Origin of the sequence: Streptomyces sp. AC558_RSS880 (genome assembly GCF_019049255.1) — a bacterium.
Taxonomy (GTDB): Bacteria; Actinomycetota; Actinomycetes; order Streptomycetales; family Streptomycetaceae; genus Streptomyces.
Genome location: NZ_JAGMUJ010000003.1, coordinates 122,964 through 146,486, shown reverse-complemented (window position 1 = coordinate 146,486; position 23,523 = coordinate 122,964). Strand labels below are relative to the sequence as shown.

At 73.4% G+C, this 23,523-nt stretch carries 20 protein-coding genes and 1 pseudogene; 12 read left to right on the top strand and 9 right to left on the bottom strand.

The features are described from left to right. The first annotated feature begins 11 nt into the window (after nt 1–11). From KUM38_RS00860 to KUM38_RS00850, 3 genes are all read left to right on the top strand, one after another. Complete coding sequence (locus KUM38_RS00860) at nt 12–995, top strand: nucleoside hydrolase (RefSeq protein WP_217127290.1); 984 nt, start codon at nt 12–14, stop codon at nt 993–995. Between the two features lie 157 nt (nt 996–1,152). After that, a complete protein-coding gene (locus tag KUM38_RS00855) occupies nt 1,153–2,856 on the top strand; it encodes a glycoside hydrolase family 13 protein (protein WP_217127289.1) in 1,704 nt (567 codons plus the stop codon). Nucleotides 2,857–3,187: 331 nt separating this feature from the next. Then, nucleotides 3,188–3,949 (top strand): carboxypeptidase regulatory-like domain-containing protein, encoded by a 762-nt coding sequence (locus KUM38_RS00850; protein WP_217127288.1) that lies wholly within the window; start codon nt 3,188–3,190, stop codon nt 3,947–3,949. Nucleotides 3,950–3,962: 13 nt separating this feature from the next. Here KUM38_RS00850 and KUM38_RS00845 read toward each other — a convergent pair whose 3' ends face one another. Next, entirely contained in the window at nt 3,963–4,334 is a 372-nt protein-coding gene (locus KUM38_RS00845) for a DUF6479 family protein (protein ID WP_217127287.1), read from the bottom strand. 613 nt (nt 4,335–4,947) lie between these two features. On the opposite strand from KUM38_RS00845, the gene KUM38_RS00840 reads away from it, so the two are divergent. Together KUM38_RS00840 and KUM38_RS00835 are read left to right on the top strand one after the other, a co-directional pair. Further along, nucleotides 4,948–5,328, top strand: coding sequence for a MerR family transcriptional regulator (locus tag KUM38_RS00840; protein ID WP_217127286.1), 381 nt, complete (start codon nt 4,948–4,950; stop codon nt 5,326–5,328). A 239-nt stretch (nt 5,329–5,567) separates the two neighbouring features. Continuing rightward, a complete protein-coding gene (locus KUM38_RS00835; protein ID WP_003969786.1) occupies nt 5,568–5,771 on the top strand; it encodes a cold-shock protein in 204 nt (67 codons plus the stop codon). Between the two features lie 119 nt (nt 5,772–5,890). Here KUM38_RS00835 and KUM38_RS00830 read toward each other — a convergent pair whose 3' ends face one another. Further along, nucleotides 5,891–6,778, bottom strand: a complete 888-nt coding sequence (locus KUM38_RS00830; RefSeq protein ID WP_217127371.1) for a serine hydrolase — start codon at nt 6,776–6,778, stop codon at nt 5,891–5,893. Continuing rightward, entirely contained in the window at nt 6,775–7,743 is a 969-nt protein-coding gene (locus tag KUM38_RS00825) for a LysR substrate-binding domain-containing protein (RefSeq protein ID WP_308408877.1), read from the bottom strand. The genes KUM38_RS00830 and KUM38_RS00825 overlap by 4 nt, the downstream gene beginning before the upstream one ends. Before the next feature lie 85 nt (nt 7,744–7,828). Here KUM38_RS00825 and KUM38_RS00820 point away from each other — a divergent pair, with 85 nt between their 5' ends. Continuing rightward, nucleotides 7,829–9,457 carry a penicillin-binding transpeptidase domain-containing protein gene (locus KUM38_RS00820; RefSeq protein ID WP_217127284.1) on the top strand — a complete coding sequence of 543 codons (1,629 nt, stop codon included), beginning with the start codon at nt 7,829–7,831 and terminating at the stop codon, nt 9,455–9,457. 75 nt (nt 9,458–9,532) lie between these two features. Continuing rightward, nucleotides 9,533–10,453 carry a class A beta-lactamase gene (gene bla, locus KUM38_RS00815; RefSeq protein WP_217127283.1) on the top strand — a complete coding sequence of 307 codons (921 nt, stop codon included), beginning with the start codon at nt 9,533–9,535 and terminating at the stop codon, nt 10,451–10,453. 42 nt (nt 10,454–10,495) lie between these two features. On the opposite strand, the gene KUM38_RS00810 is transcribed toward bla, so the two are convergent. Together KUM38_RS00810 and KUM38_RS00805 are read right to left on the bottom strand one after the other, a co-directional pair. After that, entirely contained in the window at nt 10,496–10,816 is a 321-nt protein-coding gene (locus KUM38_RS00810; RefSeq protein WP_217127282.1) for an antibiotic biosynthesis monooxygenase, read from the bottom strand. 78 nt (nt 10,817–10,894) lie between these two features. After that, entirely contained in the window at nt 10,895–11,770 is an 876-nt protein-coding gene (locus KUM38_RS00805) for a hypothetical protein (protein WP_217127281.1), read from the bottom strand. Nucleotides 11,771–12,004: 234 nt separating this feature from the next. Between KUM38_RS00805 and KUM38_RS00800 the strand changes: the two genes are divergently transcribed. Next, complete coding sequence (locus tag KUM38_RS00800) at nt 12,005–13,165, top strand: sugar ABC transporter substrate-binding protein (RefSeq protein ID WP_217127280.1); 1,161 nt, start codon at nt 12,005–12,007, stop codon at nt 13,163–13,165. 57 nt (nt 13,166–13,222) lie between these two features. Here KUM38_RS00800 and KUM38_RS00795 read toward each other — a convergent pair whose 3' ends face one another. Together KUM38_RS00795 and KUM38_RS00790 are read right to left on the bottom strand one after the other, a co-directional pair. Then, the gene (locus KUM38_RS00795; protein WP_217127279.1) at nt 13,223–14,800 is read right to left on the bottom strand and encodes a carbohydrate-binding protein; all 1,578 of its coding nucleotides are present in this window, start codon (nt 14,798–14,800) and stop codon (nt 13,223–13,225) included. A gap of 316 nt (nt 14,801–15,116) precedes the next feature. Continuing rightward, nucleotides 15,117–17,438: an esterase-like activity of phytase family protein gene (locus KUM38_RS00790; protein ID WP_217127278.1), complete on the bottom strand. Its 2,322-nt coding sequence runs from the start codon at nt 17,436–17,438 to the stop codon at nt 15,117–15,119. A 239-nt stretch (nt 17,439–17,677) separates the two neighbouring features. Between KUM38_RS00790 and KUM38_RS00785 the strand changes: the two genes are divergently transcribed. The 3 genes and pseudogenes from KUM38_RS00785 to KUM38_RS41495 all read left to right on the top strand — a co-directional run bounded on the left by KUM38_RS00785 (nt 17,678) and on the right by KUM38_RS41495 (nt 20,088). Beyond that, on the top strand, nt 17,678–18,346 hold the full coding sequence (locus tag KUM38_RS00785; protein WP_217127277.1) for a DUF998 domain-containing protein: 669 nt from the start codon (nt 17,678–17,680) through the stop codon (nt 18,344–18,346). Nucleotides 18,347–18,624: 278 nt separating this feature from the next. Then, a pseudogene (locus KUM38_RS00780) lies at nt 18,625–19,845 on the top strand (RNA-guided endonuclease InsQ/TnpB family protein); the annotation flags it as partial. 72 nt (nt 19,846–19,917) lie between these two features. Next, the gene (locus KUM38_RS41495) at nt 19,918–20,088 is read left to right on the top strand and encodes a DUF4287 domain-containing protein (RefSeq protein WP_374227024.1); all 171 of its coding nucleotides are present in this window, start codon (nt 19,918–19,920) and stop codon (nt 20,086–20,088) included. 18 nt (nt 20,089–20,106) lie between these two features. On the opposite strand, the gene KUM38_RS00775 is transcribed toward KUM38_RS41495, so the two are convergent. Both KUM38_RS00775 and KUM38_RS00770 read right to left on the bottom strand, forming a co-directional pair. After that, on the bottom strand, nt 20,107–21,069 hold the full coding sequence (locus tag KUM38_RS00775; RefSeq protein ID WP_217127275.1) for a sigma-70 family RNA polymerase sigma factor: 963 nt from the start codon (nt 21,067–21,069) through the stop codon (nt 20,107–20,109). Between the two features lie 80 nt (nt 21,070–21,149). Further along, complete coding sequence (locus KUM38_RS00770) at nt 21,150–22,346, bottom strand: acyltransferase (protein WP_217127274.1); 1,197 nt, start codon at nt 22,344–22,346, stop codon at nt 21,150–21,152. Nucleotides 22,347–22,496: 150 nt separating this feature from the next. Here KUM38_RS00770 and sigJ point away from each other — a divergent pair, with 150 nt between their 5' ends. After that, nucleotides 22,497–23,441 carry an RNA polymerase sigma factor SigJ gene (sigJ, locus tag KUM38_RS00765; protein ID WP_217127273.1) on the top strand — a complete coding sequence of 315 codons (945 nt, stop codon included), beginning with the start codon at nt 22,497–22,499 and terminating at the stop codon, nt 23,439–23,441. Nucleotides 23,442–23,523 lie beyond the last annotated feature (82 nt).

Here is a 23,523-nt window from a genome sequence, read left to right as displayed (position 1 = left end):
GGAGCCTCGCCGTGACCGACGGACAGCCCGTCCCGGTGATCATCGACTGCGACACCGGGGTCGACGACGCCCTGGCCCTGCTGTTCGCCGTGCGCCACCCGGGGATCGACCTGCGCGCGGTGACCTGCGTGGCCGGGAACACCGACGTGGACGGCGTCGTCCGCAACACGCTGACCGTGCTGGAACAGGCGGGCGCGCCGGAGATCCCGGTGGCGCGGGGAGCGGAGCGCCCGCTGATCGAGGCGGCGCGCTCCGCCCGCCACGTCCACGGCCACGACGGCATGGGCGACCTCGGCCTGCCCGCCCCGCGCCGCACCCCCGCCGGCGTGGACGCCGTGACCCTGCTGCGCCGGGAGATCCTCGCCTCGCCGCGCCCGGTCACGCTCGTGCCCACCGCCCCGCTCACCAACATCGCCCTGCTGCTGCGCACCCACCCCGAGGTCACCCGCAACATCGAGCGGATCGTGTTCATGGGCGGCGCGGCGGCGGTCGGGAACGCCACGCCGGTCGCCGAGTTCAACGTCTGGCACGACCCGGAGGCCGCCGCGATCCTGCTCACCGCCGGAGTGCCGATCACGATGTACGGCCTGGACGTGTTCACCCGGGTCGTCGTCCCGGCGGCGGACGTGCGCCGGCTGCGCGCGAGCGGCGAACCGGGCACCCGGCTCGCCGGTGAGCTGCTCGCGCACCGCCCCGCCACGCCGGGCAGCCGCCCCGACGACCCCACCGAGGACGCCGGCGGCCTCGGCGACGCGGGCGCGCTGTGCGCGGTCGCCGACCCGGAGGGCCTGACCACCCACCGGCTCCCCGTCGAGGTCTCCCTGGCCCCGGGCCCGGCCCGGGGCCAGACCGTGGTCGACCGCCGCGTCCGCGCCGGCGAGTCCGAGCTCCACGAGGGCACCCGCGAGCAGCCCCTGGTGGACGTCGGCCTGGACGTGGACGTGGCCCGCTACGTCGGGCTGTACCTGACGACGGTCGAACGGCCCTCGGAGTAGTCGTTCACTGGGGGCAGCCCGGAGGGATTCCGGCGAACGGGGGCAAAAAAGTCATCCCCCCTCCGTAGGGAATGGCTCCACGCTGCCGGTGTGTTCGCTTTTACGGTGAAGCGGACAGATTCTCTGCCGGTACCCGCACGCACCCAGAGGAGACCGCGTGACCGACCGCACCACCACGCCCGACCCCCGGCCGCCGCACCCCGCCCCCGACGCCACGCCCGACCTCTCCTCCAAGAACCCCGACTGGTGGCGGCAGGCCGTCGTCTACCAGGTCTACCCCCGCAGCTTCGCCGACGCCGACGGCGACGGACTCGGTGACCTGCGCGGCATCACCCGGCGCCTCACCCACCTCGCCGCGCTGGGCGTCGACGCCCTGTGGATGAGCCCCTTCTACCCCTCCGAGCTCGCCGACGGCGGCTACGACGTCGCCGACCCGCGCGACGTCGACCCCCGCCTCGGCACCCTCGACGACTTCGACACGCTCGTCGCCGAGGCCCACCGGCTCGGCCTGAAGGTGATCGTCGACATCGTCCCCAACCACACCTCCCACCAGCACGTCTGGTTCCAGGAGGCGCTGCGCGCCGGACCGGGCTCCCCGGCCCGCGACCGCTACGTCTTCCGTGACGGCAAGGGGGAACAGGGCGAGCTGCCGCCCACCGACTGGCAGTCCGTGTTCGGCGGCAGCGCCTGGCAGCGGGTGCCGGACGGACAGTGGTACCTGCACCTGTTCGCCGCCGAGCAGCCCGACCTCAACTGGGGCCACCCGGACGTCCGCGCCGACGTCCGCACCACCCTGCGGTTCTGGTCCGACCGGGGCGTGGACGGCTTCCGCGTGGACGTCGCGCACGCCCTCGCCAAGGACCTCGACGAGCCGCTGCGCGACCTCGGCGCCCCCGAGCTGAGCCGCGAGGGCGCCCTCGCCGACTTCCCGCCCGGCACCCACCCCTTCTACGACCGGGACGAGGTGCACGAGATCTACCGCGACTGGCGCAAGATCCTCGACGCCTACTCCCCGCCCCGCATGGCCGTCGCCGAGGCCTGGGTCCCCGGCGCCCGGCGCGCCCTGTACGCCCGCCGGGACGAACTGGGCCAGGCCTTCAACTTCGAGTACCTGCAGGCCGCGTGGGACGCGGAGGAGCTCCGGCAGGTCATCACCGACTCGCTGGAGACCGCGCACGCCGCCGGCGCCTCGGCGACCTGGGTGCTCTCCAACCACGACGTCGTCCGGCACGCCTCCCGCCTGATGCTGCCGCCGGACACGGACGAGAACGCCTGGCTGCTGTCCGGCGGCCACGCCCCCGCCGTCGACCCGGACGCCGGTCTGCGCCGGGCCCGCGCCGCCACCCTGCTGATGCTGGCGCTCCCCGGCTCGGCCTACCTCTACCAGGGCGAGGAGCTCGGCCTGCCCGAGGTCGCCGACCTGCCCACCGAGGTCCTCCAGGACCCGATCTGGGAACAGACGGGGCACGTCCGCAAGGGCCGCGACGGGTGCCGGGTGCCGCTGCCGTGGACGACGACCGGTCCGTCGTACGGCTTCGGGGCGGCCGGTGCCTGGCTGCCGCAGCCGCCGTCCTTCGCCGCGTACGCCGTCGAGGCGCAGGACGGGGCCGAGGGTTCGACCCTGGAGCTGTACCGCGCGGCCCTGCGGACGCGCCGCAAGCTGATCGACGGCGAGGCGCTGAACTGGGCGGAGGAGACCCCGGCGGGGGTCCTGCAGTTCGACCGCGGCGACGGCTGGCGCTGTGTGGCCAACCTGTCCCCCGACCCGGTCTCCCTCCCGGCGGGCGAGGTCCTGCTGACCAGTGCCCCCCTGGAGGACGGCCGCCTCGGCCCGGACACCACGGCCTGGCTCGGCCGCTGACGGGCACACCGCCCCGGTCCCGTTTTGCCGGGGCCGGGGCGGCTCGGGCGGGCCCGCGGGGGACGCCGCGGGCGGCTTCCGCCGGGAGGGGCCCACGGTGACGTCCGGAACGGTGCCGGCCCGCGGCGGGACCCGGCGGCGGTACGGGGCGACGGGCCCCGGGGCGGCCGGCCGCGGCGCGCGCGGGACGGGCGCCGCCGGGCCGGTCCCGCCGCCGCGCCCTCCCGCCGGCCGGTCACCCGTACGGCCGTTCAGTACGGGCGGCCCGCGCGGACGCACCGGCAGAATCGGCTCCGGGGATGCCCGTGACAGTCGTACAGGGAGCCCGCCGATGAACAGGTCCAGCAGGACAGCGGCCGCCGCGCTGACGGCGGCCGGGATCCTCGCGGGTGCATGGCCGGCGGACGGGGCGTCCACCGCCGCTCGCGCTCCGGCGGCGCACGACCGGGTGCTCTGGGGTGCCGTGACGATCCCGCCCGGCCGGGACGGCATCGTCGAGGCCGCCGGACTCGCGGGCCCCGCCCTCGGCGCCGGTGCCACGCTGACCCTGACCGCCCCCGCCGGGACCCGGGTGACGGGCGTCCCCCTCGACGCCCCCGGCTACCGGGGCGCGGTGGCCGCCGACGGCCGCAGCGCCGCCTACACCGCCGCCTCGGCGGAGCGGCCCTGGCGGGCGGGCACCTTCCCCTTCGTACTGGCGGTGCCCGCGGACGCGGTGCCCGGGACCCGGCCGAGCGGATGCGTCCTGCGGCTCGCGGACGCGGACGGCACGCCTCGGGCGACCGGCGGCTGCCAGGTGACCGTGGGACTGGCCGAGCCGGTCCTGACCCGCCCGGAGTCCGGTGTGCCGCTGGGAGCGCGGCCGGTGGTCGCCGGTACCGCCCACCCGGGCGCGCAGATCACCGTCTCCGACCAGGACGGCCACGAGGTGTGCGCCGACACCGCCGGGGCCGACGGCCGCTGGAGCTGCGCTCCCGGGCCCGCCCTCCCGGCCGGCCCCAACCGGCTCCAGGCCACCGCCGCCCTGAACGGCGTGAGCGCGTCGAGCGAGCAGATCCAGATCACCGTGGGGGAGATCGCCCCGCCCCGCTGAGCCGGCGGCCGGGTCACACGTGCCCGGGGCCTCCGCTGCCGAAGGCGCCGCTGGACCCGGGCAGCCAGCGCCTGCGTTTCTGGTCCGCGCCCGTCCTGCTCGCGGAGTGATGGAGCTCGTAGGGCATGAGCCGTGAGCCGGTCCTCGACATGTCCGGCATCTCGTCCGGCTCCCGTATCTCCCGCATCTCGCGGACCGCGCCGCCGTCCGGCAGTCTCGGCTGGTCCTCCGCGGCGGGGCGGGGCTCCTCCTGGTCCATGTACCGCATGCCGACACGTACGGCCCAGACCAGCGCGCCCGCCACGATCAGCCCACCGATGAAGGCCGCGAAGACGGCCCACCGGTGCGTACTGGAGGCCAGAACTACATACGTCGCCGTGTTCATGTTTCCGAGTATGGCCGAAGAAATGAGATAAATCGCCTGGAATGTCCGACCTCGTCATGCCCGTGTGGCCCGTCCCGGCGGGCGGTCGCCCCCGTGCCGTGGCAGATTGCGGCCAGAGGAAGGCCGGGACGGGCCGTCGCGTCCCCACGTGTGCAGCTCGGGGCCCGGCCCCGGCCTTCCCGCCTCCGCGGTCCCGTCCGACGGCGACGGCATCCGGCCGGGGAGCGCTCCCCGTCTCGTGCGGAGGGGGCGAGGGGAGCGGACGCCCGTCGGTGAACAACCCGCCGCCCGGCCTCCTCCCTGGCGGCGCTCCATCGCCTCCTGCCCGGCGACGCTCCACCCTCTTCTCTCCGGCGGCACCCCCTACCGCCTTCTCCCCGGCGACGCCTCACCAGGACCGGACCCGGCGGCGTCCTCGGCGACAAGAACCCGCACCGCATCGCACCACGCCCGCCCGGACGGGGCGCGGTGGCCGCGTGGAATCCCGCCGAGGGACGTGCGCAGGACATCTGTCGTCGCCGCAGCAGTTTTTCCGCCGGGCCGACTAGAGTTCCCCGTGGGGAACCCGTCCCCGTGGCGGACCGTGCCCACCGTGGTCCGCGGAAAGGTGCGTATGCTCTCGGAAGGTCAGCCGTACGCCGACGGCCGGCAGCCGGACCAGGACCGGCTCCCCGTCGCCGACCGGCTCGACGACGACCATTTCCCGGCCTACACCATGGGCAGGGCCGCTGAACTGGTCGGAGTCACACCCGCTTTCCTCCGCGCCCTGGGCGAGGCGCGGCTGATCACCCCGACGCGCTCGAGAGGCGGCCACCGCCGCTACTCGCGCCACCAGCTGAGACTGGCCGCCCGGGCCCGCGAACTGGTCGACCAGGGCACACCGGTCGACGCCGCGTGCCGCATCGTCGGCCTCGAGGACCAGCTGGAACAGGCCGAGCGGGCCAACGAGGAACTGCGTCGGCGCGACGCGGGGGCGGTCCGCGGATCCCGGTGAAAATCTGTCCCGGCCGAAACAGGATTTCCGCTCCCGCTGAACAAATCTCTTTCCCTAAACACCTTGACGGTGTTTATTCCAGTGATTTTCCTCGCTTGCCGCCGGCCTCTCCCATGCTAGGCTGACGCCAGTTGCAGTTGTGGTTGCCAGTTTGCTACCGGGTCTCCGGGCAGGTGATCATCGCGACGATGAAGGGATTCGTAAAGTGCGAGTCCCAGCACTGTCTCAGGAGAATTGATATGGCCACCGGTACGGTGAAGTGGTTCAACTCGGAAAAGGGCTTCGGCTTCATCGAGCAGGACGGCGGCGGCGCTGACGTGTTCGCCCACTACTCGAACATCGCCACCTCGGGCTTCCGTGAGCTCCAGGAGGGCCAGAAGGTGAGCTTCGACGTCACCCAGGGCCAGAAGGGCCCGCAGGCGGAGAACATCGTTCCCGCCTGACCTGTACGCAGGGATTCAGAGCAGGGGCCCGCACTTCGGTGCGGGTCCCTGCTCTTTGTTTTTCCGCCGCTTCCCGCCGCTCCCCGCCGTTTTCCGCCCGCATTTCGCGTGCCGTGGGATCAGCGTGACCGCAGCCCTTTCGCCCGCAGCGCGTCCACCGCGATCCGCGCGGCCGTGCCGATCACCGCGTCGGCCGCCGGAAGGGTGGCCGCGGTGTGCGCGGTCCGGGTGAACACGGCGACGGCGTAACGGCCCCCGTCCGGATACTCGACGACACCGACCTCGTTGCGCAGGGTCGGCAGGCTGCCGGTCTTCCCGGCGACGTGCACGTCGTCGAACGGGAAACCCGAGGCCAGACGGTGCGGCCACACCTGCAGCCCCAGGATCCGCCGGACGGCCGCGCCGTGCTCCGGCGTACACGCCTCGTCCCGCCACACGGCGGCCAGCAGCCGGGTCATGTCGCGCGGTGTGCTGCGGTTGGTGCGGGCCGGGTCGAGCGCCCGCAACCGGGTGATGACCCGCGGGTCGGCGAGCGCCCGGGCCCCGTCGGGACCGGCGTCCTCCTTGACGGTGGCGAGCATCTCGCCGAAGGAGTGGACGGCGAGCGTCCGGGTGAGGCCGAGCCGGGCCGTCGTCGCGTTGACGGCGTCGAGGCCCACCCGGCGCAGCAGCAGGTCGGCGGCGGCGTTGTCGCTGACCGCCATCATCAGGAACGCCAGGTCGCGCAGGGACATCCGGACCGCGTCCAGCATGGCGGCGACCCCGGTGGGGCCCGTGGTGCGCCCGGCGGGCGGGCACTCCACCTGCTCGGTGAGGTCCAGCAGGCCCGCCGCCGCCTGTTCGTGCAGCGTGACCAGGACACACAGCTTGTGGACACTGGCCGTGGGGACCGGCTGGTCCGCCCCGGCGTCGAGCTGCGCCCCGGAGTCGATGTCGAGCGCGTGCAGCCGGCCGGTGACCCCGGCGTCGGCGAAGGCCGCGTGGATGCGGGCGAGGGCGTCGGTCACAGCCACCACTCCGATGCCGGGCGCAGGTGCAGCGGGCGGGTCGGTACGTCGGGGGTCGCGTCGGCGGTGGTGCGCAGCGCGTGCGTGGCCGCCTCGGCGAAGGCGTGCACGGCGGCGTCCCCGCGTCCCTGGGACCAGGCGGTGGAGTGCCGCAGCGCCGGCGCCCCGCCGGTCAGCGGGCGCCACACGACGTCCGGGTCCCCGTCCCCCGGGGACGGTGGCAGGACGTCGCGCGGGCACAGGGCGACGGCCCCGGTGGACAGCACCAGACCGCGTACGAAGCTGGCGCCCTGGCCGTGACGCACGGCCGCCGGGGTGAAGCCGCCCCGGGCGCAGGTGGTCAGCAGGTCGTCGTAGAGGGCCGGGGCCGCGGCGCGCGGGAACAGGATCAGGTCGTGGCCGCTCAGCGCGGCCAGCGGCACCTCGTCGAACCCGGCCGCCCCGGCCGTGCGCGGCAGCAGCACGCCGAGCTCACGCCGCAGCACCGGGCCCAGCTCCAGACCGGAGACGTCACACGGGTGGTGGACGATGCCGACGTCCAGTTCGTGGGCCGCGAGCCGGGCGAGCTGCTGCGCGGTGGACAGTTCGTGCAGCTCCAGCTCCAGGCCGCCGTGCCGGCGCCCGAAGTCGGCGAGCAGGGCGGCGACGGTCTCGCCGGAGAGGTCCGGGGGCAGCGCCGCCCGCAGCAGCCCGGTCTCGCCGTCGCGCACCCGGCGCGCGGTCGCCAGGAACGACTCGGAACGGGCGAGGAGTTCCCGGGCCTCGGCCAGCAGCAGCCGCCCCGCCTCGGTGATCGTCACCTGACGGCTGGTCCGCTCGAACAGCCGCACGCCCAGTTCCCGTTCCAGCCGCTGGATGCGCTGCGACAGCGGCGGCTGAGCCATCCCCAGACGGGCCGCGGCACGCCCGAAGTGTGACTCTTCTGCAACAGCCACGAAGCACTCCAGGTGCCGCACCAGGTCCACGACCAGCAACCATATCGAGTATTGATCGATCCGTGATCGATAACGGACTTGGACGTACGGTACTCGCCGCTGCTGTTGTCGGCGCATGAGTTCCCACGTCGAATTCCCTCGCACCGGCCCTCGTCGTCGCCGTCCGCGCAGACCGGTCAAGGCCTTCACCGCCGTGGCGGCGGTGGCCGCGGTCGCCGCCGGCGGGGCGTACGCGGCCGGCCTCGGCCCCTTCGCGGGCGAGACCGGACCCGACCCGGAGGCGGTGGCCGAGGCCCGTGCCTTCCTCGCCGACTGGGCCGCCGGACGCCTGCCCGGCGCCGCCGCCCGTACGACCGGACCCGATCGCGCGGAGGAGGTGCTGCGCGGCTTCACCGCCGGACTCGACATCGAGAAGCCGGAGCTCACGGCCGGGAAACCGGAGGAGACCGGCGATGGCACGGTCAGCGTGCCCTTCACCGCGCGGATGCCCGTCACGGGCCTCGGCACCTGGACGTACACCTCGCGGCTCCCGCTGCGGGAGCAGGACGACGGCGCCTGGAAGGTGGACTGGAAGCTGTCGGTCGTCCATCCGCGGCTCAGCGACACGGAGAAGTTCCGCCTGGAACGGGAGGAGACCGAGCCGGTCGAGGCCACCGACCGCGACGGCGCCACCCTGTCGGGCGCCACCCATCCCTCCCTCGCCCCCGTGCTCGCCCGGCTCGCCGACGGCGGGGACGGCGCCGGACCGCGCGGCGCGGTCCAGCTCGTCGACCGGGCCACGGGGAAGGTGGAACGCACGGAGGCGTCCTTCGGCGGCGAGGAGACCCGCAAGGACGACGGCCCCGTCCGCACCACCCTCGACGCCGACTGGCAGTCCGCCGCCGAACGCGCCCTCGCCGAGGCCGACGGCAAGAACGCCGCGCTCGTCGCCCTGCGCATCGAAGACGGCGAGATCCTGGCCGTGGCCAACTCGCCCGCCTCCGGCTTCAACCGCGCCGTCTCCGGCACCTACGCCCCCGGCTCCACCTGGAAGATCGTCACCAGCGGCGCCCTGCTGCTGAAGGGCGCGGTCGCCCCGGACGACGTCGTGGACTGCCCCAAGTACCTCACCGTCGGCAAGCGGTTCCAGAACGTGGAGACCTCCGAACACCCGGGCGCCACCTTCCGCAAGGACTTCACCGAGTCCTGCAACACCGCGTTCATCAGCCTGCGCGACAAGCTGGACGAGGGCGAGCTCGGGGACGTGGCGAAGAAGTACTTCGGCGTCGGCCAGACCTGGCACGTGGGCGTTCCCTCGTACGACGGTTCCGTGCCGGTGCCCCGGGACGCGACGGAGAAGGCCGCGTCGATGATCGGGCAGGGCCGGGTCCAGGCCAACCCGCTGATCATGGCGTCGGTCACCGCGACGGCCGTGTCCGGCACCTTCCACCAGCCCTCGCTCGTCGCCGGCACCGAGGACGAGACCACCACGACCCCGCTGCCGCCGGAGGTCGTGACCCAGCTGCGCGCACTGATGCGGGCGACCGTCACCGAGGGCACGGCACGCGTACTGGCCGATCTGCCCGGCGACATCGGCGCCAAGACCGGCACCGCGGAGGTCTCCGAGGAGCAGGACAACAACGGCTGGATGGTCGCCCACCGGGGTGGTGTCGCCGTGGCCTGCGTGGTCGAGGAGGGCGTCACCGGGGGCGGCTCAGCCGGACCGGTGATCCGCTCCCTGCTGTCCGCCGTACCCGAGTCCTGACCGCACCGTCCCGGCCGAACCGTCCTGACCGCATCGTCCGAACCGTCCTGACCGCATCGTCCGAAAGGCGATCCCGTGACCGCACACCCCTCCCGCCGCGCGCTCCTGCTGGCCGCGGCCCTCGCCCCCGTGGCGGGATGCGCCACCGGCACCCCGGAGCGCGAGCGCGGCCGGACCGGCCCGCCGACGCCGAGCCGCACCCCCACGCCCTCGCCGGTGGACCCCCGGAGCCTCACCGACCTCGAACGCGAGTACGGCGCCCGTCTCGGGGTGTACGCCCTCGCGACCGGGACCGGTGCCACCGTGATCCACCGCGCCGACGAACGCTTCGCGCTCTGCTCCACCTTCAAGACGCTCGCCGCGGCCGCGGTCCTGGACCGTCACCCGGTCGCCGGCCTGGACCGGCGCGTCACCTACACCCGGGCCGACCTCGTCGCCTACTCCCCGGTGACGGAGAAGCACACCGGGACCGGCATGACCCTCCGCGACCTCTGCGACGCGGCCGTCCGGTACAGCGACAACACGGCCGCCAACCTGCTGCTGCGCGAGCTCGGCGGCCCGCGCGCACTCACCGCCCACCTGCGCGGACTCGGCGACCGGGTGAGCCGGCTCGACCACGACGAACCCGAGCTGAACGGCAATCCGCCGGGAGACCCGCGCGACACCACGACCCCCCGGGCCGTCGCCGCCGACTACCGCGCCCTCGTCCTCGGCGACGCCCTGCCGGCCGCGAAGCGGGCACTGCTGACGGACTGGCTGGTCCGCAACACCACCGGCGACCTGCGCGTCCGGGCCGGTGTCCCCCGCGGCTGGAAGGTGGGCGACAAGACCGGCACCGGCGACTGGGGCCGGGCCAACGACGTCGCCGTCCTCTGGCCGCCGAGCGGCGCCCCGCTGGTGATCGCCGTGCTGACCGAACGGCCCGACCGCGAGGCCGCCCCCAGCGACGCCCTGGTCGCCGAGGCGACCCGCCGCGTGCTCGACGTCCTCGTCTGAGCCGGGGGCGGCTCCTGGCGTCCGAGGGGGCGGTTTGCGGCGTCAGTCCTGCTTGGGCGCGGCCTGCTGGACCACCTCGAAGGACCACAACGTGGCGTCCGTGGCCGCCGGCCGGGGCTTCTCGCCCGGGGCCCCGCCGTGGGCGGCCTGGGCGCGGCCGGCCATCCAGCGCTGGAAGTCCTCCTCGGACCGCCAGCGGGTGTAGACGAGGTAGGTGTCGGTGCCTTCCACCGGACGCAGCAGCTCGAACCACTCGAACCCGTCCGAGCCCTCCACCGCCCCCGCCCGCGCGGCGAACCGCTGCTCCAGCGTCTCGCGCTGCTCCGCCGGGACCGTGAGTACGTTGATCTTGACGACGCTCATGTCCCGATTGTTCCGCAGGGCCGTTCCGGGACACGCGGCGGGGCACGGCCCGTGCGGGCGCGTCACCCCGTCAGGAGGTCAGCCGAGGCAGATCACCAGGAGGCAGAGCCGCTCGGAGTCCGGCTCGGTCGCCGGTGGCGTGGACGGAGTGGAGGGGGCGGGCCGGGAGCCGTCCCCTTGGTCGGTGCCGCCGTCTCCGTCGCCGCTGCCGGTGGCCGGGGGCGGCGATGCCGGCGGCGTGACCGTACCGGAACCAGAATCGGAACCGGAGCTGGAGCCGGAACCGGAACCCGAGACGGATTCCGGTCCCGATTCCGTGTCCGAGCGCGAGCCGGAGCGGGAGACGGAGTCCGGGGAGGCCGTGCGCGGCTGCGACGGCACCGCCGTGTCCGGGTCGGCGGCGCCGTCCGTGCGGGTGTCCGACGGGGTGGTGGGCACCGGTGTGGCTTCGGCGGCCGCCCGTCCGCGCCCGTCGCCGGCCGAGGGTGACGGGGCCGTACGGTCCGGGGAGGCGGTCGGGAGGTCCGGGTCGTCGTACTGGTCCGCGGGCCCCTCCGCGCCGCCCATGCCCCTGAGATCGGGTGCCGTGGCGGCCTGGGCGCGGTCCGTGCCGCCCCGGTCCATGGAGGCGAGGGTCAGCCCGCCGCCGACGAGGGCCACGGCCGTCGCGACCAGGGCCCGCCGCTGGGTCTTCTTCCAGCGGACCAGCTGCCGCCGCCGCGCCGCCCGTCCCGTGCCCGTCCCCGTATTCGTGGAAGTGGAAGTGGAGGTGGATACGGAGGCCGACCGTGGGGCCGGGGGAGTGACGGCGGCCTCGGGCGCGGCGGCCGTCGCCGGACCGGGGACGGTGCGGCCGCCGATGACGGCGGGCGCGATGTCGGGGGCGTAGGCACCGCAGCCCGGGCAGACCAGGGCACCGTTCAGATGCCGGCGACACGTGGAGCAGTAGTCCATCCGCTGTCTTCCTGAGTTGACGTACCGACTCCGACGCCCGCCGGGGCGACCGGTCCGGAGCAGGGGACAGCCACGCTAACGACGCCCCCGGCCCACTGTGTGCAGCCTGTGTGCCGCTCCTGCGCACATTTCCCGCACGGCCCGCGAGGGTGCCGTGAGCACGCATGCCGCACCACCGCACAACGGACACAGTCACTGGGTCGCCACGCTGCACCCGCCCGGAAGGCCCCCCACGTGAACCCCCGTACCACCCCCCGCACCGCCCTCCGCACCCGCGCCGCCTCCGTACGTCGCCCCGCCCTGCTCCTGACCGCCGGCCTGTCGGCCCTGTCGCTCACCGCGTGCGGTGTCGTCGGCGCGGCGGGCGGCGACGGCGGGTCCGCGTCGCCGGACAGGAACTACGACATCACCGTGGGCCTGCTGCTGCCCGACAAGGACACGGCGCGCTTCGAGAAGTTCGACCGCCCCCTCATCGAGAGCCGCGTCTCGTCCCTGACCAACAAGCAGGGCAGGGTCGTCTACGCCAACGCCGAGGGCAGCAAGGACAAGCAGAGCGAGCAGTTCCGGAGGATGATCGCCGACGAGGTCGATGTGATCGTGGTGGACGCGGTGGACTCCAAGGCCGTCGCACCGGACGTGGAGAAGGCGAAGGCGGCGGACATACCCGTCATCGCCTACGACCGTCTCGCCGAGGGCCCGGTCGACGCGTACGTCTCCCACGACAACGAGCTCGTCGGCCAGGTGCAGGGCCGCGCCCTCGTGAACGCGCTCGGCGAGAACGCCGAGAACAGCAAGGTCGTCATGATGAACGGCGCGCCCACCGACCCGAACACGGCGCTCTTCCGGGAGGGCGCGCTCGACGAACTGGACGGCAAGGTGGACATCGCCAAGTCGTACGACACCAGGAAGTGGCTGCCCGAGGTCGCCGCGGAGCACATGCGCGAGGCACTGAAGGAGGTCGGTGCCGGGAACATCGCCGCCGTCTACTCGGCGAACGACGGCATGGCCGGCGCCGTCATCGAGGTGCTTCAGGACGCGGGCGTCACCGATCTTCCGCCGGTGACCGGGCAGGACGCCGACCTGGCGGCGGTGCGGCGGATCGTGTCGGGCACGCAGTACATGACGGTGTACAAGTCGTTCCTGCTGGAGGCGACGGGGGCCGCGGACATGGCGGTGGCCAAGGTGCAGGAGAGGTCGATCCAGTTCGACGCCCTGGCGCGCGACGTGGTCGACAGCCCGACGCACAAGGACATCCCGGCGATGCTGGTCCCGGTGGTCGCCCTCACGCGGGAGAACATCGAGGCCACGGTGGTCCAGGACGGTGTCTACACCGTCGAGGACATCTGCACGAAGGCGTACGCGGCGGACTGCGCGGAGATCGGCCTGACGTCGTAGGAAGCAGGAAGCGGCCGGTCCCCCGGAGAACCGGGGGCCGGCCGCCACTCGACTCCCCTACGGAGTCACCGTGTTGCCGCCGAAGCCGACGACCAGGCGGCCGTCCGAGGCGAAGGACCAGTCCAGCGCGCCGGAGTAGCCGGCGCACCGGGAGCCGTTGGAGCCGGACCAGAACTGGTTCGAGCTGTCGGCGTTGCCCACGATCCTGTCGTTCGACCCGTCGTCGCCGCGGCACGAGGTGTTGTTGCGGAACACCGACGTACCCGCGTCGAAGTTGAAGTTGCGCTCGGCGTTGTCGATGCTGACGTTGTCGGAGACGGTCATCGAGCCCGGGTTGCTGTTGTACGTGAACCCGTGCTTGCCGTTGTCGTAGGCGATGCTGCGCCGGACGACGTGGTCGACCTCGATGTCCTCGCCGCCGAGCTTGTAGCCGTTGCGGTCGCCGTTGCCGGCCTGGCCGCCGTTGCTGAGGGTGCCGTTCTCGTAGGCTAGGGAGTCCTCTATGGTCACCGCGCCGATCGCGCCGGTGTCCGACTTGGTGTAGAGGTCCCAGCCGTCGTCGATGTTGTTGTGGGCGACGGCGTAGCGGAAGACGTTGCCGGGTCCTGAGGTGAGCTTGGCGGCGAAGCCGTCGGCGTCCTCGCCGTCGGAGTCGGCGTTGTCGTGCGACTCCGCGCTCAGGATCAGGTTGTTCGACGGCCACTGGTCGCGGGGCGTGTCGGAGGTCATCCGCGAGAGCTGCAGCCCGGTGTCGCGGTTGTGGCGGGTCACGGTGCGCTCGAAGACGTTGTTGCTGCCGCCGACGAAGATGCCGTTGTCCCCGGCGCGTTCGACGACGATTCCCTTGACGTGCCAGTACGACCCGTTCACGGCGAGTCCGCGGTTCGACGAACTCTCGGTCTGCGCGGAGAAGTTCAGGACGGGCGTCTCACCCGGGTAGGCGGCGAGCTCCGTGCGGTCGCCCGAGGTGCCGTTGTTGCCCGCGGGGATGGTGACCGTCTGGGAGTGCTGGTACGTGCCGCCGCGCAGGTAGATCGTGCCGCCGGGGGTGATGCGGTCGATCGCGGAGGTGAGCGTCGTCGGGTCGGACTGGGTGCCGGACGCGCCGGCGCTGCCGCCCGGCGCCACGTAGAGCGCGGAGGCGGGCGGCGGGGTGGTTGTGTCGCCGCTCGTCTCCACCTCGATGTAGTCGATGTTGGGCAGTCCGGCGGACGAGGTCGGGCTGAGCCGCACGGTGTTGCCGCCCGAGCGCACCGGCACGGTGAGCGTCTTCGTGGTCCAGCCCGTCCAGTCGCCGGTGGCCTCGAAGGAGGCGGAGGCGACCGTGCTGCCGTTCACCACGATGTTCGCGGCCCGTGCGCTGCCGCTGCCGTTGGCGAAGCGCACCCGGACCGTCGCCGTCTCGGCGGCGGAGGCGCTCACGGTGAACTGGACGTAGCCACCGGTGCCGTTGGTGCCGTTGCAGAAGCCGCTGCCGGAGTATCCGGACCACTCGGTCTCGACGGCGCCGGTGCAGACCGCCGAGGACCCCTCGGCCTCGTACCGTACGGACGCGGCCTGCGCGGGGTTGCCGGACAACGCGACGAGCGTGCCGGCGAGCAGGCCGGCGCAGGCGAGGGCGGGTCTCAAGTGCATCGTTCGTCTCCAGGTTCGGTCGGCGGGTGGGACGAGTTCACCGGTGCGTTCGAGTCTGTGAACGGAGAAAGCGCTTTCCGGGACCGTAGGGGGCTGCCGTGGGCACGTCAAGAGCCTTGACGCTGAATCAGATTCACGTCCATGAACGCCCGGGTCGTGGCGTCACGCCCGCGCGGACCGGTGGGATCGCCCGCCCGCACCGCAGGCGGCTTCCGCCGACGGAGCGGGCGGCGCGGCGGCCCCCACACGCCGAACGGCCGCCGGCGGGGAAGCCGGCGGCCGCTCGGGCGGTGCGCTGTGCGGAGGACGGGGGCGGTCAGCCGCGGCCGAACACCCGGCGGCTGCTGCCGAGGTCCAGGAAGACCGTCTCGCCGCTGGAGTCGCTCAGGCCGTCGTTGTCGGTGACGGCGTAGACCCGGCCGTTGCCGGCCACGGTGAGCCCTTCGAGCTTCTCCTGGGTCCAGCCCTTCGTGGCCCGCAGGTCGGGCAGCACGTCGTGGGCGAGCCGCTTCTCCAGGACGGGCAGCGTGCCCGCCGGGGCGGCGGCCTTCGGCAGGTCGACCGTGTAGATGCGCTTGACCGCCGCGGCCGGGCCGTTCAGCTTGTCGCGCTCGATGACGGCGAGCCTGCCGCCGACCACCGTGATCTCGGACAGGCCGATCCAGTCACCGGCCGTGGTGGTGGTGCCGAGCCGGTAGCCGTACCAGCTCCAGGTGCCGGCCCGGACGTCGTAACGGCCGAGCCGGACGACACCCGCCGGGTCCGTCTTCGCCTCGCGCTGGAGCGCGGCCCAGACGATCTCGTGGCCGCGGGCGTCGGTGGTGGCGGTGACGCCCTCGAAGCCCTGCGAACCGAGGTTCGCGGCGACGTCCGACGGCAGCGGGACGACCTGCCGGGTGACACCGGAGCGGTCCAGGCGCACCAGCTGGTTCCCGGCACCCGTCCTGCCCTCGACGGCCAGCCAGAAGCCGCCCTGCGGACGGGCGAAGATCCCCTCGGCGTCGTAGCCGGCCGGCTTGCCGTCGGCGCCCTTGACGGTCAGCTCCCGCTCGATGACGGCCGGCTCGTGGCCCGCGTCGACGGTGAGGATGCGGGTGGTGTCGTAGGCGGCGTCGGTGACCGTGTACAGCTCGTCGGAGCGGCCCGGCACCGCCGACAGGGCGCCGAGCGCGCCCCAGCCGATCGGCGTGCCCGCCCGGTCCGCGGCCGAGACGATCGACGGCTGGTCGGGCGTGCCCTTGCCCAGGCGGAACAGGCTCACCGTGGCCCGCACGCCCGCGTCGGCGTCGTCCACCTCGCTGGAGACCGCGAGCAGGCCGCGCGACGGGATCGGCAGCAGCCCCTCGGGGCCGTTGGTGGTCGGCAGCAGCTGCCTGAACACCGGCCGGGTGGCCTCGCTGATGTCGTAGACGGCGACGAAGTTGCCGCGCTCGGAGCCGACGAAGGCGTACCGCACGCCGTCGTAGGTGGCGATCGCCAGGCCCTCCGGCTCGGTGCCCTTGTTCTCGGAGCGGCCCTCGTCGAGCAGCCCGTGGCGGGCGGCGAGGTGCTCGAAGGTGTTGCCCGCGTCCCAGACGGCCTTCCCGGTGCGGCTGTCGAAGACGCTCCAGCCGCGCGTGCCGCCCTTCCAGTCGCCCTCGTTGGCGGTGGCCAGGTAGCGGTCGTCGATCCAGCCGACCGCGTCCGGCTCGCGGGGCACGTCGGTGATCGAGCCGGTCTGGTCGATCACGCCGTCCTCGACGGTGTCGATCCCGTCGACGGAGGCGGTCCCGGCGCCGAACGCCTTGGTGATCCGCCCGGTGGGCAGGTCGACGAGGACGACGCCGTTGTTCTCCTGGAGGGTCACGGCGAGCTGTCCGCGGCCGTTGACGGAGACGTACTCCGGCTCCGGGTCGGTGGGCGCGGCGATCCCGGCGGCGGTCAACGCGGGCAGCGCGGACCCGTCGGCCCGCGTCAGCGCGACCTCGCGGAGGTTCCACTTCGCGGGCGAGGACCCCGACAGGTCGACGATCTGCAGGAACCCGGCGGGCGCCTGCGGCAGGTCGCCCTCCTCGCCGCCCTCCGGGACGGCCTCCTCGTCGCGCTCGTTCTCGATGGCGACGGCGGCGTACCGCTTGTCCTTGCTCAGCGTGATCGAGTCGGGCTGCCCGCCGAGGTCGTGGCCGGCCACCCGGGTGCGGGTGCGCAGTGAGATGACGTCGAGGCGGCCGGAGGGCTCGGTGTAGGAGGCGCTGGTGTTCACCACGACCAGCACGTACTCCCCGACGACCGTCACGGAGGTCGGCTCGTCCTCGGCGTTGCCCAGCGAGGCCAGGGACAGCGTGCCCAGGCCCTCGGGCCGGCCGGGGTCGCTGATGTCGAGGAAGCCGATCCGCTTGGCGGCGGCGTCCGTGTACACGAGCGTGCGGCCGTCCTCGCTGGTCGCGGAGATCTCGGCGACGGTCTCGGCGGCGGCGTCCGCACCGGCCGGACGGTTCTGGAAGACCGGGTAGGTCGCGGTGCGCTCGAACGCCACCGGCCGGTGCCGGCCGTGGTCCGCGTCCTTCCCGTGACCCGCGTGCGCCACGCCCGCGCCCGCCAGGGCGCCCGCGGTCACGGCCAGGGCCGCGAGCGCGGCGTGGGTTCTCTTCGGGAGCATCGTTCCTCCGGTGTGATCCACTGCGGAGCCGGATCGTCGCACCCACGGGCCAGTGCCGGCGGACGTGCCGGTGAACAGCGGACGAAGATCGCGTACTCCGTCGGCGATCCGGCGGGCCTGCTGGTACGGCCTCGGCATCGCCCGAGCCTTGTGACGCAGCACACATTATCCGGAGCGGTGACTCCGCCCTCCTCCGTTGGTCATACACACGACAACACCGACGCGAGGAAGGCCCGGCCATGACCCACACGCTCCGCGCACCCCACCCCGTCGTCCCCGCCTCGCCCACGTCGCGTCCGGCGGCACGGTGGGCCGTGGCCGGTGGGGTGCTGGCGGGCCCGCTGTTCCTCACGGCCGGTCTCGCCCAGGGCTTCGCGCGGGAGGGCTTCGACTTCACCCGTCACGCGATCAGCCAGCTCGCCCTCGGCGGGGCGGGCTGGATCCAGACCGTGAACTTCCTGCTCGCCGGTGCCTTACTCCTCGCCGGGGCGGCCGGTCTGCGCCGGCTGCTGGACGGCGGCGCGGGCGCGACCTGGGGTCCCGTGCTGGTCGGGGTGTGCGGTGCCTCGTTCTGGGCCGCCGCGGCCTTCCCCGCCGACGCCGGCGCGGGCTTCCCCGCCGGTTCCCCCGACGCGGCCACGCTGAGCGGACACGGAGCCGCCCACATGGCCGCCGGGATGGCCGGCTACCTCGCCCTGTGCGCCGCGTTCGTCGTCCTGGCCCGCCCGCTCGCCGGCCGCGGCCACCGCGGCTGGGCCGTCGCCTCCCGCATCGCGCCCGTCGCCGTCCTCGCCGGATTCGCCGGCTCCGCCGCCTCCGTCCTGGCGTTCACCGCGGGCGCGGGCCTCGGTCTGCTCTGGCTGGCGGCGCTGACGGTCCGGCTGGCCACCACCCCGGCGAACCGCTAACCGGTTGCCGCATCCAGCCGGCCGCCACACAGTCGACCGACCTCATCAGGATTTTCCGATACGAGAAAGGGAGCACCCCATGACCGACGCGGTGAAGGGCCCTGTCAGTTACCGGGATTCATTCGCAGTGCGTCGGGCTTCAGCCCGGTGGTGAAGCGAATCGTGTGACTGCGTCGCGGTGGCGTTCCGGCGGAGCCGGACAGTGCGGCCGCCGAGGGTGAGGTGGGGAACGGACGTTCCCGACGACATCTGGTGTGGCTCGTTCGTACGATCTCCGCATGCAGCTTCGATACGCCTTCAGGCTGTACCCGCAGCCCGGTCAGCGCGCCGCGTTGGCGAGGGCGTTCGGGTGCGCCCGTGTCGTGTTCAACGACGCGGTGCGCGCTCGCGAGGACGCCCGTGGGGCCGGGGAGCCGTTCCCGAAGGCCGCCGAGCTGTCCCGGAAGCTGATCACCGAGGCGAAGCGGACAACCGGGCGGTCCTGGCTGGGTGAGGTTTCCGTGGTGGTGCTCCAGCAGTCCCTGCGGGACGCCGAGACCGCGTACCGCAACTTCTTCGCCTCCCTCGACGGCACCCGCAAGGGACCGAAGGTGGGAGCACCACGTTTCAAGTCCCGCAAGGACACGCGGCAGTCGATCAGGTTCACCGCCAACGCCCGCTGGAGCATCACCGGCAGCGGCCGGCTGAGCCTGCCGAAGATCGGCACGGTGAAGGTGAAGTGGTCCCGCACCCTGCCCGCCACCCCCTCCTCCGTCACCGTCGTCAAGGACGCGGCCGGGCGGTACTTCGCCTCCTTCGTCATCGACACCGACCCCACCACCGACGCCCCCCGGATGCCGGAGACCGACCGCACCCTCGGCATCGACCTCGGACTGACACACTTCGCCGTCCTGTCCGACGGCACGAAGATCGACTCCCCGCGCTTCTTGCGGCGCGCGGAGAAGAAGCTGAAGAAGACCCAGCGGGAGCTGTCCCGCAAACAGAAGGGATCGAAGAACCGGGCCAAGGCCCGCCTGAAGGTCGCCCGCGCACACGCGAAGGTCACCGACGCACGCCGCGAGTTCCACCACCAGCTCTCCACCAGGCTGATCTCCGAGAACCAAGGGATCGCCGTGGAGGACCTGTCGGTGGCGGGACTGGCCCGCACCAGGCTGGCCAAGTCCGTGCACGACGCCGGGTGGGCATCGTTCACCAGCATGCTGGAATACAAAGCGCAACGGTACGGCCGCACCTTCGTGAAGGTGGGACGGTTCGAGCCCACCAGCCAGGTGTGCTCCACCTGCGGGCACCGCGACGGCCCCAAACCCCTCCACGTACGGGAATGGACCTGCAGCGCCTGCGGCACCGTCCACGACCGGGACCACAACGCCGCGATCAACGTCAAGACGGCCGCCGGACTGGCGGTATCGGCCTGCGGAGCGCCGGTAAGACCAGGAGCGATCCCGGCACAGCGCGAAGAAACAGGAAGCCATGGAAGCCCGCCCGATACCCGTGCCGCGGAGCGGCACAGCACCGAGCGAGCAGGCCAGAATCTCCCTCCTTCAGGAGGGAGAGCAAGTCAATTCCCCTCCATCGAGAAGAAGTACGGCCGGCCCGTCGCCGAGTGGAAGGAGCTCATCCGCTCCTCCCCGCTCACCAAGCACATGGAGCTCGTCACCTGGCTCAAGACCGAGCACGGACTGGGCCACGGCCACGCCAACGCCCTGGTCGCCCACACGCTGGCCGAGGACAGCGGCAGGTGACCGGACGCGGGCGGCGGGTCAGGCGCCGGCGTCCAGACGGTCCGGCAGGCCGAAGAGCGGGAAGAGCCGCCCGGTGTCACGGAAGGCCGTGATGCCCGTGACGCGGTCGCCGGAGAACTCGACGACCTGCAGGGCCCAGGGCTCGTAACCGGTCCGGTCCGCACGGGGACGGTACTGGCCGAACGCGGGGGAGCCGTTGGCCACCACCGGGATCAGACGGGACCCGCGGCATCCGACCGCCGGCCCGGTCAGCCAGGCCCGGATGTCGGGAACCCCGCGCATCCAGTGGGTGTACGGCGGCAGGCACAGGGTGGCGTCGACATGGAGGAGCATGTTCAGCTCCTCCATGTCGTAGCGGGAGAAGGCCGTGGCGTACCGCTCGGCCAGCAGGCGCACGGCATCGGACGGCTGGGGGAGCGGCCCGCCGGCGCCCTCGCGGCGGGCGGCCAGCGTGGCGCGGGCCCGCTGCAGCGCGCTGTTGACCGAGGTGACGGTGGAGCCGTGCAGCTCGGCGACCTCGCGGGCGGAGAAACCCAGCACGTCCCGCAGGATGAGCGTGGCCCGCTGTTTGGGCGGCAGGTGCTGGAGCGAGGCGACGAACGCCAGCCGCACCGACTCGCCGACCGCCACCTCCACGCCGGGGTCACCGCCCGGGCAGGGCTCGATCCAGAGGACGGAGTCCGCCGGGGCGCCGGGCGGCACGGCACCGTCGGCCGGACCGGAGAGGTCCATCGGCAGCGCCCGGCGCCTGCCCGAGGCGAGGGCGTTCAGGCACACGTTGGTGGCGATGCGGTACACCCACGACCGCAGGGCCGACCGCCCCTCGAAGCGCTCGAAGCCCCGCCAGGCCCGGACCAGCGTCTCCTGCGCGGCGTCCTCGGCCTCGGTGAACGAGCCCAGCATCCGGTAGCAGTAGCCGGTCAGCTCGCCCCGGAACTCCTCGAGCTTCTCCGCCGCCGTCTCCGGCCCGACGACTCCCATGCGATGCCCCTCCCCCTGAAAAGCCCTCGGTGCGGCTCGACACCGCACGCCCCGGCCCCCGGCCCCCGGCCCCGGCCACCTTAAGCCGCGGGCCGTCGGGCCCGGCGCAGGAACGGTGCCTCGATGACGTAGTACGACAGCAGGGCCAGCAGGACGGTCAGCACGGCCGTGGCCGGCAGGAGTCCGTCCCGCATGCCGAGGGAGGCCAGCAGCCGTACGACCGGGTAGTGCCACAGGTAGACGCCGTAGCTCAGGTTGCGGCCCACCCAGGTCAGCGGCGTGAGCGAGAGCAGCCGGGAGAGTCCTTCGCCGGGGCGCAGTGCGAGCGCCGCGACCAAGGTGGCGGACAGGGCGGCCACCAGCAGGAAGCCGACGGTGTACCAGCCGACCGTCCAGGGGCCGGCGTCGGCGGTCACCGGCATCCGCCAGGCCACCAGCGCCAGCAGGCCCAGGGCCGGCCAGGCCAGCCGGCCCGCCCAGGTGCGCAGCACGGCCAGCCGGGGGTCGTCGGCGCGCAGCCGCGCCAGGACCACGGCGAGGAGGGCGCCGGCCAGCAGCTGGTCGGCGCGGGTGTCGGTGCCGTTGTAGATGCGGTGGGCCGCGTCCGGGTGCCACAGGGCGCAGCGCCACAGCACGGGCAACGCGCACAGGGCCGCCGTGCAGAGCAGCACCGTGCGCGCCCGGACGTACCGCAGCAGCACCAGCAGCACGGGCGGCCAGAGCAGGTAGAACTGCTCCTCCACACCCAGCGACCAGGTGTGCGCGAGCGGCCCCGTCAGGTCGTCGTACGGCCCGGGATCCGCGGCCCGTACGACGTTGACCAGGAACAGCGCCGACAGGCCCGCCGCCCGCAGGGAGCCGTCGAAGCCCCACAGCGAGGTGGTCACCGACAGGGCCGCGCAGACCGCGCACAGGGCCAGCAGCGCGGGGACGAGCCGCAGCCAGCGCCGCCGGTAGAAGGGGAGCAGGGCGATACCGCCGGTGCGGGCGTGTTCGGCGAGCAGCAGCCGGGTGATGACGAAGCCGCTGAGGGTGAAGAAGACGTCCACGGCGACCGAGCCGCCCGGCAGCACGTCCGGCGCCACGTGGTAGGCGAGCACCAGGGCGACCGCCACCGTCCGCAGCCCGTCCAGGCCGCTCACCCGTCCGCCGCGCGCCGCCGCGGACGGGAAGCCCCGCCCTCGCGGCGGGGCGGGTCTGCCGGAGCCGCGGGGCTCCGCCTTTCCCGTGCCGAGTCCGGAGTCCTCCGCTGTCGCCGAGCCCGCTTCCTGAGCCATGAACGAGATCGCTTCCCGTCTGCCGACTGCATGGGGTAACCCGGTGCGCCTGTCCCGAAACCACGGACGCATGCCTCCGCGACCACGGACGCATGCCTCCGCGCGCCCGCCCGGACGGCCGGTCACCCCGGCGGGGGCTACGATCCGGGCATGGCGCTGAGCGTTCGGGACGTGGATCGGTTCGAGGCCTTCCGGCCGCGGCTGGAGGCCATCGGTTACCGCCTCCTCGGCTCCGCGAGCGAGGCCGAGGACGCCGTGCAGGAGACGTTCCTGCGCTGGCAGGCCGCCGACACCGGCCGCATCGAGGTCCCCGAGGCCTGGCTGACGAAGGTGCTCACCAACCTGTGCCTCAACCAGCTCACCTCGGCCCGCGCCCGGCGCGAGACCTACGTGGGCGAGTGGCTCCCCGAGCCGCTGCTGGCCGGCGACCGGATGCTCGGCCCCGCCGACACCGCCGAACAGCGCGAGTCGGTCTCGTACGCTGTCCTCACCCTGCTGGAACGCCTCAGCCCCAACGAGCGGGCGGTGTACGTGCTGCGGGAGGCCTTCGACTACCCGCACCGGGAGATCGCCGCGATCCTCGACCTCACCGAGGCCGCCAGCCAGCAGATCCTCCACCGGGCCAAGAAGCACGTCGCCGAGGGCAAGGCGCGCACCGAGATCGACGAGGCCGCCGCCCGGCGGGTCGTCGACGAGTTCCTCGCGGCCGCCACCAGCGGCCGGACCGAGCCGCTCGTCCGGCTGCTCACCCAGGACGCCGTCGCGATCGGCGACGGCGGCGGGAAGGTCCCGGCCCGCGCCAAGGCGTTCGAGGGCGCGCTCGCGGTCGCGACGTTCATGCGGGGCCTGTTCAAGCCGGGCAAGGCCAAGCGCGACATCGTGGGCGGTTCGCCCGGCGTCTACGCCACGACCGCCAACGGCGACCCCGCCCTGGTGGCGGTCCTCGACGGCCGGATCGTCGGCATCATGTGCTTCGCGGTCACCCCCGAGGGCATCACCGCGATCCGCAACCAGGTGAACCCCGACAAGCTGGAGCGCGCGACCCGGCTCTGGGCGAGCACCGACCACGGAGAACCCCTGCTCATCGCCTTCTGAACATCACGTGACGCACGTCACTCCCTGCTCCTGTCAGGAAACGGCGGGCCGCCCGGTTCAAGGGGCGACCCGCCGAAGAGCC

What these genes read in the sequence shown, in the direction of transcription:
- KUM38_RS00770 (WP_217127274.1), bottom strand. Translation starts at nt 22,346, where the DNA reads ATGGCTCAGGAAGCGGGCTCGGCGACAGCGGAGGACTCCGGACTCGGC.
- KUM38_RS00835 (WP_003969786.1), top strand. Translation starts at nt 5,568, where the DNA reads ATGGCCACCGGTACGGTGAAGTGGTTCAACTCGGAAAAGGGCTTCGGC.
- KUM38_RS00850 (WP_217127288.1), top strand. Translation starts at nt 3,188, where the DNA reads ATGAACAGGTCCAGCAGGACAGCGGCCGCCGCGCTGACGGCGGCCGGG.
- KUM38_RS00790 (WP_217127278.1), bottom strand. Translation starts at nt 17,438, where the DNA reads ATGCTCCCGAAGAGAACCCACGCCGCGCTCGCGGCCCTGGCCGTGACC.
- KUM38_RS00840 (WP_217127286.1), top strand. Translation starts at nt 4,948, where the DNA reads ATGCTCTCGGAAGGTCAGCCGTACGCCGACGGCCGGCAGCCGGACCAG.
- KUM38_RS00845 (WP_217127287.1), bottom strand. Translation starts at nt 4,334, where the DNA reads ATGAACACGGCGACGTATGTAGTTCTGGCCTCCAGTACGCACCGGTGG.
- KUM38_RS00810 (WP_217127282.1), bottom strand. Translation starts at nt 10,816, where the DNA reads ATGAGCGTCGTCAAGATCAACGTACTCACGGTCCCGGCGGAGCAGCGC.
- KUM38_RS00805 (WP_217127281.1), bottom strand. Translation starts at nt 11,770, where the DNA reads ATGGACTACTGCTCCACGTGTCGCCGGCATCTGAACGGTGCCCTGGTC.
- KUM38_RS00785 (WP_217127277.1), top strand. Translation starts at nt 17,678, where the DNA reads ATGACCCACACGCTCCGCGCACCCCACCCCGTCGTCCCCGCCTCGCCC.
- sigJ (WP_217127273.1), top strand. Translation starts at nt 22,497, where the DNA reads ATGGCGCTGAGCGTTCGGGACGTGGATCGGTTCGAGGCCTTCCGGCCG.
- KUM38_RS00775 (WP_217127275.1), bottom strand. Translation starts at nt 21,069, where the DNA reads ATGGGAGTCGTCGGGCCGGAGACGGCGGCGGAGAAGCTCGAGGAGTTC.
- KUM38_RS00820 (WP_217127284.1), top strand. Translation starts at nt 7,829, where the DNA reads ATGAGTTCCCACGTCGAATTCCCTCGCACCGGCCCTCGTCGTCGCCGT.
- KUM38_RS00795 (WP_217127279.1), bottom strand. Translation starts at nt 14,800, where the DNA reads ATGCACTTGAGACCCGCCCTCGCCTGCGCCGGCCTGCTCGCCGGCACG.